Here is an 8,049-nt window from a genome sequence, read left to right as displayed (position 1 = left end):
CGCCGCCGCCGATGAAGATCGCGTCGGGCGTGCCTAGCCTGGCAAGCGCCTTCGGTGCCGAGCCTTCGACCACGACAAGGCCAGGCACGCCACAGTGTGAAGCGTTGCGGTGGATGCGGGCGGCGCGGGTTGGGTCGGCCTCGATGGCAATGGCGCGCATGGAGGGATGGGCGAGCATCCATTCGATGCCGATCGAACCCGAGCCGGCGCCGATGTCCCACAGCAATTCGCCGCGCCTGGGGGCGAGGGCGGACAGGGTGATGGCGCGCACCTCGCGCTTGGTGATCTGGCCGTCATGCTCGAACAAATGATCGCCAAGGCCTGACGTCAGCGGCAGGATGCGTCCTTCTGAAGTCGATCCAACTTCGATTGCCAGCACGTTGAGCGGGTTGATCTTTTCGAGGTCGAAGGCGTCCGCGCGCGTCGAACGCAGCCTTTCGTTCGGGCCGCCCAGTGCCTCCAGAATCGTTAGACGCGACGCGCCGAAGTCGAGTTCGGTCAGCAGGCGCGCAATCGCGGCTGGTGCATCGCCGTCCGAGGTCAGCGCAAGGATGCGGGTGCCCGGATGCAGCAGCGGCCGGATCAGGTCGAGCGAGCGGCCGTGCAGCGAAATGGTCTCAATATCCTGAAGCGCCCAGCTGAGGCGGGCGGAGGCCAGTGAGAAGGCAGAAGGGGCGGGGATCACCTGCGTCTCCTGGAAAGGAACCTTGCGAGCAAGGGTGACGCCGACACCATGGAAGAACGGATCGCCGGAGGCCAGCACACAGACCTTTCTACCCGCAAGTGCCAGCACGTCGCGCATTTCTGCATCGAAAGGGGTCGGCCAGGCGCGTGCTTCGCCTTTGGTGAGCGATGCGACAAGGGCAAGGTGGCGTGTGCCGCCGAAGACGAATTCGGCCTCGGCGATCAACCGCTTGGCCTCTTCGCCGAGACCCGCTACACCGTCCTCGCCGATGCCGACGATTGTTAGCCATCTTGAGTTGAGCTTGGCGCCGCGCGGACCGTCAGCAGGCATGATGACCCACCGTATTCTGATCCTCGGCGGAACCACCGAAGCCCGGCAACTGGCGGGAAAGCTGGTCGCGCGCACCGATGTGTCGCTCACGCTGTCGCTGGCCGGCCGCACCGAAAATCCTGTCGCGCAAGACGTGCCCACCCGTACGGGTGGTTTCGGTGGTGCCGCCGGGCTGGCGGCATATCTGCACGAGACCCACATCGACCTGCTGATCGACGCCACGCATCCCTATGCGGCGCAAATCTCCGCCAATGCCACGGAAGCGGCGCATGAGGCCGGCGTGCCGATCATTGCGCTCAGGCGCCCGGGCTGGGAGCCTGCCGACGGCGACCGATGGACGCTGGTCGACAGTGTTGCCAGCGCGGTGACGGCGCTGGGGTCGGCTCCACGCCACGTTTTCCTGGCGCTCGGGCGGCAGGAGGTCGCCGCTTTTGAGGCCGCACCCCAACATCACTATCTTATCCGCAGCGTCGATCCGGTCGAGCCAAGGCTCGCTGTGCCCGATGCGACCTATCTCTTGGCGCGCGGGCCGTTCCGGGAAGCCGACGAACGTGCACTGCTTCTGGAACACCGCATCGACGTCGTCGTTTCCAAGAACAGCGGCGGCGAGGCGACCTACGGCAAGATCGCCGCAGCGCGGGCGCTCGGCATCGAGGTGGTCATGATCCGTAGGTCGACGCTGCCGGATGTCCCGTCGGCGGAAACCGTCGAAGCGCTTGCCGCGATGGTCGATCATTTTCTGGTCAGTCATTTTCTTGGGCCCGCCGCCGAACGCGGCGTGTAGACCAGTGCCGGTTTTTCGCCGCGCTTGATGATCCTGGTTTCCGGCGAGCCGATGATGATGCAGGTCGCCATGTCGGCCTTTTCCGCATCGGCTTCCGCCAGCAAAAACACCTCGATGCGCTCGTCGGGACGGCCGGCGGCGCGGCCGAAGACGACCGGCGTGGTGCCGGGCAAGATCGCCGTGAGGCATTCGAAGGCGCGGCCAAGCTGCCAGGGGCGCGCCTTGCTGATCGGATTGTAGAGCGCGATGACGAAGCCAGCACCCGCCGCCGCCAGCAGCCGCAGTTCGATCAGGTCCCAGGGTTTTAGATTGTCGGACAACGAGATGGCGCAGAAATCATGGCCGAGCGGTGCACCGATGCGGGCAGCGACCGCGAGCATTGCGGTGATGCCCGGCAGCATCGCGACGTCAACGGCACGCCATTCGGCGGGGCCGGCCTCGATCGCCTCGCAGACGGCCGCTGCCATGGCAAAGACGCCGGGGTCGCCGCCCGAGACGACGGCGACAGCGTGGCCCTGCGCAGCCTTTACCAGCGCGTCCCTGGCGCGGAACAGCTCCTCGCGATTGTCCGAGGCGACGCGGGTCTGGTCGGGGCGCAGATCGAGCCGGTCGAGATAGGGCTTGTAGCCGTAGAAGAATTTTGCCTCGGCGACGGCGCGGCTTGCCTCCGGCGTCACCTGGTCGGCATTGCCTGGTCCGAGGCCGATGACGGTCAGGCGGCCGCTCATGTTTCGGCTCCCAATGCGGCGGGCCGGCCTGACCAGCCGACCACCAGCACGATGGCGAAGTAGGGCGCCTTGTCGTCCTGCTTGTCGGCCAGCCGCATCGAAACGCCGCCCGGCATGGTGCCGCGCTCGACATAGACGGCACGCGCCAGCTTGTCGGTCGCTTCCAGTGCACGCCTGATCTTGGGCAGGTTGCGGCCGACCTTCATGATGACTGCGGCATCGGTGTCGGCGAGGCGGCGAGTCAATTCGAATTCGCTCATTGTGCCCGGCAACACGGTCAGCACGTCGTCGCCCTGCACGATCGGCAGGCCTGTCGCCGACCAGCAGCCGGACATGGCGGTGACGCCGGGAATGACCTCGGTCGGGAAGCGGTGCGCCAGCCTGACATGCAGGTGCATGTAGGAGCCGTAGAACAGCGGGTCGCCTTCCGAAAGCACCGCGACCGTCCTGCCGGCGCTGAGGTGCTCGGCGATTTTTTCGGCGGACTCTTCGTAGAAATCCGTTATCTGCGACCGGTAATCGCTGTGATCCTTGTCGATCTCGGTGGTCACGGGATATAGTAGCGGCAACTCTATCAAATCAGGACGAAAATGCGCGCCGACAATGGCACGCGCATTGCTGTTGTTGCCGCGCTTGGCGAAATGCGCGACCACGTCGGCCTCGGTCAGCGCGCGCACGGCCTTGAGCGTCAGCAGCTCGGGGTCGCCGGGACCGGTGCCGACGCCAATAAGCCTGCCTTTTGCAATCGCGTTCACAGACCCGGCCTCGCCAGTGCGTTGAGTGCGGCGGCGGTCATGGCGCTGCCGCCAAGCCTGCCGCGCACGATGGCGTAGGGCACGCCATAGGAATTCTCGGCCAGCGCATCCTTCGATTCGGCAGCACCGACGAAACCGACCGGCATGCCGATGATAACAGCCGGTTTCGGCGCGCCGTCGCGCAATCTTTCCAGCAGGTAGAAAAGTGCTGTCGGCGCATTGCCGATGGCGACGACCGAACCGGCCATGCGTTCGCCCCACAGGTCTATGGCTGCAGCGGAGCGGGTGTTGCCGATCTTTTTCGCGATGTCAGGCGTTTGCGGGTCGCGCAGCGTGCAGATCACCTCGTTACCGGCCGGCAACCGGGCGCGGGTGACACCGTGCGAGACCATCTCCGCGTCGCAGAAGATCGGCGCGCCACCCGCCAAAGCCGTGCGTGCGGCGGCGACGAAATTGCTGGAAAAAACAAAGTGCCTGCTGGCCTCGACCTGGCCGCAGGCATGGATCATGCGGATGGCAACATCGGCCTCGGCATCGGAAAAGCGCGACAGGTCGGCCTCGGCGCGAATGATGGCGAAGGAGCGCTCATAGATGGCCGTGCCGTCATGGATATAGTCGTAGGCGGCCATATTTATTCCTGTCGATAGAGTTCGGCGACACCGGCCGCGCCAAGCCTTGTCAGGCAGGCGGCGGTGGTATCGCCTCGAAGTCGTGCTTCGCGGATCGCTGCCGCAATGCGGCCAACGCCGCTCGCGGCGTCATAGCCTGGCCTGTATCCGGCAGGAAGGGCCTTTGCCGTCCCGTCCACGACAAGACCGGCTCCGTTTTCGCCGCCGACCAGCGTCAGCGCCGCCGGGCCGGGATGCGCGCAGCCCTTGGCGCAGCCGGAAATATGAAGCGTGAGCGAGGAATCGAGGATGTCGCGGTTTTCCGCAGCGATGGTCTCGGCGATGTCGCGCGTCGCGATCCGGCCGGAGGCGCAGGCCGGCGCACCGGGGCAAGCGGCGATCCTGGTGCGCGGATCAGCAGCGTCGGTGACGAAGCCGAGGGTGGCGGCGGTTTGCTGGAGCGAGCGGCAGGCGGTCGGCGAAAGGCCGATAAAAACCAGCGCGCGGCCCGGCGCCAGGCGGATTTCGGTTGCGCCGAGGGTGAAGGCCCGTTGCGTGAGCTCGATGAGTTTTTGCGCCGGCATGCTGCCGAAGGGCAGGCCGATGCCGAGGGCGGTTGCATCACCGCCGAGAGGGAATAGGCCGATTGGCGAAGGAGCTGGCGCGGCCGTGAGAGGAAGGCGATCCTTCGCGGGCGCGAAGGAATGCCAACTGGCGGGAGATGTTAGCTGCCTCTCCGACAAATCCCTTGCATGGGCTTCACGGCCTTTTTCGGCAACCATTCTCAGAATCGCGACGGCGATACCACGCGCCGCATCTTCCTCGACCATGACGAGTAGCGTCGCAGTCTGACCGTCGCCGGCGACAGCCACCTGCCACTGGACACGCGCATCAATCCGCATCGCAGCCAGCCTGACATCGGCCGAAACCGCATCCATGGTCAGCCGCCCGCCGCCATCGACAATGACCGAAACCTTCGGCCCGAGGCGCTGTCCCAGCCCGGCGTCCTCGATTGCCGCGCGAATCCGATCCGCCAGCGGGCGCGGATCGGCGATCTCTTCGGGATCGAGCCCCGCAAGCGGCCCGGTCTCGACCGGCACGCCGGTGCATACGGCGATCCCCATTGCATCGACCTCCACCGCCAGCAGTCGGGCGCTTGCCGGCGTCAGGCCGCGTATCTGCAGGCTACCACGTGCGGTCACTTCCATGATGCCGTTGCCGTGCCGCAAGGCGGATTCACCGAGTCCGAGCAAGGACTTCGGCGAGAGTCCTCCGGCGACCGGATTGAGCCGCACCAGACGCCCGTCGCCGGTCTGCATCGGCGCGGACAAAGCGGGGCAGGCACCGCGACGTGAGAAGGCGTTCATGCGGCCACCCCCAGCGCCTGGGCCTCGGCGATCAGTGCGGCGAGATCGTCATCGATGGAATTGCGCAGCGGATGCCAGAGACCGCGCCGCCGCGCCGACAGAAACCGCTCGGCGATCACCTTCGCGGCGGAAGGGTTCTCGCGCAAGATGAAGGCGCGAACCACGGGATCGCCGAGATAGGCGTCGTGCACGACCTCGATCAGCGTGCCCGATATGGCATGGGTGGTCTCAGCGAAGCCGACCAGCCGGTCGACCGTCTCGGCGAATTCCGAAGCACCACGCGGCCCGTGCCGCATCTGGCCTGATATGAAGCGCGGGTTGACCGCGCGGGCGCGAACTACCCGAGATACGGCTTCTCCAACCGAACGCGGCTTCGGCTTTTGCGGATCCGTGGTGTCGAGGACGATCACGTCGGCATTCTTGCCGAGTGCCGCAAGCGCCGCCGAAAAACCGCCGATGAAGGCGACGTCGGCCGAGCCTTCCAAAATATCGCGGCCGGGATCATCTCCCGTATGGACGAGAAGGTCGGCCTCGGCGACACGATCCTCGAACGCGCCGGGCGCCGAGACACCTTCGCCGTCGGCGCCGCCATAGGCATGCGAGGTGGCGTCGAGATAGGCGCGGCCGATCTCTTCGCGCGCGGCCCAGTCGCCGCTCGACAGCAAATCCTCGCCGCCGGCGCCGTAGGTGCCGGGCGAGGTGCCGAAAATGCGCGGGCTGATCTTCCCTTCGGCGCGGGTCTTGGCCGCGAGCGGGTTTTCCGAAGCGTCCTCGTCGCGGGCGGCGACGGCGCTGGCGGCAGCATCGATCAGCGCGATCTGGGTCGGGAACATATCACGAAACAGGCCTGATATGCGCCAGGTGACATCGACGCGCGGGCGGCCAAGCGTTGCCGGCGGCAGCACCTCGATGCCGGTGACGCGGCCGGTGGCAGAATCCCATTGCGGCCGGCAGCCCATCAGCGCCAGGCCTTGCGCGATCTCCTCGCCGCCGGTGCGCAGCGAGGCCGAGCCCCAGAGGTCGATGACCAGCGAGCGCGGCCAGTCGCCATGGGATTGCATGTAGCTGCGCAAGACCTCGTCGGACGCCGCCCTGCCGAGATCGAAGGATGTCGGCGTCGGCATGTTGCGTGGATCTGATGTGAACAGATTGCGGCCGGTCGGCAGCACATCGCGCCGGCCACGCGCTGGTGCCCCGGCCGGACCGGCAGCGACATGGCGGCCGTCGAGCACTGCGATGAGTGCCGCCTTCTCGGCCGCCGCACTTTGCTCGCGCAGCGGATCGGTCTCACCCTCGGCTGAGCGGCCAAAGATGTGAAGGCCGTCCTTGATGGCAAAATCCTTGAGGTCGCAGAGCCAGGCGTCGATGCGGCGTAGCGCCTCGTCGGGCGTGTCGGTTCCGGCGACGCCGGCTTCGGAGGCGAGGCCGGTCTTTTGTGCGGTTTCGACGATCAGTTTCGCCAGGCGATCGCGGCGGCGGCGGTCGAGCCCGTCGGCCTGGGCGTATTCGTCGACCAGCCGTTCAAGCTGGTGCTGGTTCTCATCGAGCCCGGCGCCGGTCAGCGGCGGCGGTAAATGGCCGAGGGTGACGGCGGCAATGCGCCGCTTGGCCTGTGCTGCCTCTCCCGGGTTGGAGACGATGAACGGATAGATGACGGGCAGGGGGCCAGTGACGATCTCAGGAAAACAGTTTTCGCTAAGCGCAACGGTCTTGCCGGGCAGCCATTCCAGCGTGCCGTGGGCGCCGACATGGACGAGAGCATGGACGCCGACCGATTTGCGCAGCCACAGACCAAAGGCGATCAGCGCATGCCGCGGCGGCAATGTCGGGTCGTGATAGTCGGCGCGTCGGTCGGCCGATCGCCCGCGATCGGGGGCGAGCGCCACGGTGATGTTGCCGAAAGTCGCGGCGCGGAAGGGGAAAGTTGCGGTGGTGGGCGCTTGAACACCCCCCTCTGTCCTGCCGGACGTGTCCGGCAGGACAGAGGGGGGTGCGTCGCACAAACCTGTCTCATCTGCCGCATTCCCCCACGCGGCCGTCACGGCAGCTATTGCCTCAGCCGGCAATTCCGTCGAAAGGTCGAGATAGTCCCCTAGTCCCAATCCACCTTCGCTGCGCTCCAGTTCATCCAGCAACTCACGCGGCGTTTGCGGAATCCCTTCAACGGCGTAGCCTTGTTCGCTCAGGTCGTGCAGCATTGCCAGCACGCTGGACGGCACATCGAGGCCGACGGCGTAGCCGGTGCGGCCGGGTGCGCTCGGATAGTCGGGGATCAGGATGGCGAGCTTGCGTTCCGCGCGCGGCGTGCGCTGCAGGCGGATGAAGGCTTGGACACGGTTCGCCACCTGCGCGACGCGGTCCGGCTCCGGCCGGTTGGCGAAGGCGCGGAAGGCCAGTGCCGGATCGGTTTCGCTCTCGCCTTTGAAGGAAATGGCGCCGGCCAGAATGCGGCCGTCGAGCTCCGGCAATACGACATGCATGGCGAGGTCGGCGGGCGACAGCCCGCGCTGATTGTTTTGCCAGATGTCACGACGAGTCGTCGCGACGATGACCTGGAAGACCAGCACGCCGGCGAGGTCGAACAGGGTTTCGACGCCGGGCTCGGCGCCGGAGGCGAAAGCCGTCGCGGTGATGATCGCGGCAGGGTTCAGCGCTGCGAGCGCGGTTTCGACGAAGGCGAGCGATGCTGGGTCCTTGAGGCTGGAGACGAAGATGGGGACGGGGGCCATTCCGCGTGCGCTCAGCGCCTCAAAAAGAGCGTCGATGGGCGCGACATCGGCGGCGAGCAGCAT

Annotated in this window: 7 protein-coding genes; 1 reads left to right on the top strand and 6 read right to left on the bottom strand. The window is 66.5% G+C overall.

From position 1 onward, the window contains the following. Positions 1-1,015, bottom strand: a 1,015-nt coding sequence (gene cbiE, locus EOA85_RS20770) for a precorrin-6y C5,15-methyltransferase (decarboxylating) subunit CbiE (RefSeq protein WP_127210992.1), incomplete at its 3' end; no start/stop codon positions are given. 1 nt (position 1,016) lies between these two features. Here cbiE and EOA85_RS20765 point away from each other — a divergent pair. Next, entirely contained in the window at positions 1,017-1,799 is a 783-nt protein-coding gene (locus EOA85_RS20765; RefSeq protein ID WP_127210993.1) for a cobalt-precorrin-6A reductase, read from the top strand. Here the strand turns inward: EOA85_RS20765 and EOA85_RS20760 are convergent. The 5 genes from EOA85_RS20760 to cobN all read right to left on the bottom strand — a co-directional run. Then, positions 1,763-2,527, bottom strand: a complete 765-nt coding sequence (locus EOA85_RS20760; protein ID WP_127210991.1) for a precorrin-3B C(17)-methyltransferase — start codon at positions 2,525-2,527, stop codon at positions 1,763-1,765. The two genes, EOA85_RS20765 and EOA85_RS20760, sit on opposite strands and share 37 nt — an antisense overlap. Beyond that, the gene (locus EOA85_RS20755) at positions 2,524-3,282 is read right to left on the bottom strand and encodes a precorrin-2 C(20)-methyltransferase (protein ID WP_127210990.1); all 759 of its coding nucleotides are present in this window, start codon (positions 3,280-3,282) and stop codon (positions 2,524-2,526) included. The genes EOA85_RS20760 and EOA85_RS20755 overlap by 4 nt, the downstream gene beginning before the upstream one ends. Beyond that, positions 3,279-3,911, bottom strand: a complete 633-nt coding sequence (locus tag EOA85_RS20750) for a precorrin-8X methylmutase (protein WP_127210989.1) — start codon at positions 3,909-3,911, stop codon at positions 3,279-3,281. The genes EOA85_RS20755 and EOA85_RS20750 overlap by 4 nt, the downstream gene beginning before the upstream one ends. A gap of 2 nt (positions 3,912-3,913) precedes the next feature. Continuing rightward, the gene (gene cobG, locus EOA85_RS20745; protein WP_127210988.1) at positions 3,914-5,257 is read right to left on the bottom strand and encodes a precorrin-3B synthase; all 1,344 of its coding nucleotides are present in this window, start codon (positions 5,255-5,257) and stop codon (positions 3,914-3,916) included. Continuing rightward, the coding region (cobN, locus tag EOA85_RS20740; RefSeq protein ID WP_127210987.1) for a cobaltochelatase subunit CobN at positions 5,254-8,049 on the bottom strand (2,796 nt) is incomplete at its 5' end. The genes cobG and cobN, both read right to left, overlap by 4 nt.

The sequence above is a fragment of the Mesorhizobium sp. M5C.F.Ca.IN.020.29.1.1 genome, from assembly GCF_003997375.1.
Lineage (GTDB): Bacteria > Pseudomonadota > Alphaproteobacteria > Rhizobiales > Rhizobiaceae > Mesorhizobium > Mesorhizobium wenxiniae.
This window is presented reverse-complemented; position numbering and strand designations above follow the sequence as displayed.

Excerpts from the sequence above, each read along its gene's own strand:
- EOA85_RS20750 (WP_127210989.1), bottom strand. The coding sequence starts at position 3,911 with ATGGCCGCCTACGACTATATCCATGACGGCACGGCCATCTATGAGCGC.
- EOA85_RS20765 (WP_127210993.1), top strand. The coding sequence starts at position 1,017 with ATGACCCACCGTATTCTGATCCTCGGCGGAACCACCGAAGCCCGGCAA.
- EOA85_RS20760 (WP_127210991.1), bottom strand. The coding sequence starts at position 2,527 with ATGAGCGGCCGCCTGACCGTCATCGGCCTCGGACCAGGCAATGCCGAC.
- cobG (WP_127210988.1), bottom strand. The coding sequence starts at position 5,257 with ATGAACGCCTTCTCACGTCGCGGTGCCTGCCCCGCTTTGTCCGCGCCG.